Origin of the sequence: Streptomyces jumonjinensis, from assembly GCF_009600885.1 — a bacterium.
GTDB lineage: Bacteria > Actinomycetota > Actinomycetes > Streptomycetales > Streptomycetaceae > Streptomyces > Streptomyces jumonjinensis.
Genome location: NZ_VCLA01000194.1, coordinates 10,817 through 11,206, shown reverse-complemented (window position 1 = coordinate 11,206; position 390 = coordinate 10,817). Strand labels below are relative to the sequence as shown.

The window sequence follows — 390 nt, the reverse complement described above, 5'->3', positions numbered from 1 at the left end:
CGACCGGAGCCTCCGGCTCGCCCGCGCCATCGCCGCGATGATCCCCGGGGCCACCACCGCCCGGGTCTCCCAGTGCGACCCCGCCCAGGCCTGGCCCAGCCCCCACCTCCGCGCCTACGACGCATACGGCCGCCTCCTCACCGTCACCCGGGCGAAGGGGCTGACCGCCGCCCGCTGGATCATCCGCGCCCACCCGGAGACCGACTGGGCCGAGACCCACGACCTCGACCTCACCACCGGCACCCTGCGCCCCGCCGCGAAGGCGTACGCCACCACGGGCGGGGGCCGCTGACCATGCCGCGCATACGCACCATCAAACCCGAGGCGTTCCGCTCCGAGTCCCTCGCCGCTGTCTCCCTCTCCGCCGAACGGACCTTCCTCGGCCTGCTT

Annotated in this window: 1 protein-coding gene and 1 pseudogene; both read left to right on the top strand. The window is 74.9% G+C overall.

The annotated features are described in order from the left end of the window. Positions 1–292 (top strand): hypothetical protein (locus FF041_RS32505; RefSeq protein ID WP_228388795.1); only part of this gene is annotated, 292 nt, incomplete at its 5' end. After that, positions 205–390: pseudogene (locus FF041_RS39680) on the top strand (hypothetical protein); the annotation flags it as partial. The gene FF041_RS32505 and the pseudogene FF041_RS39680, both read left to right, overlap by 88 nt.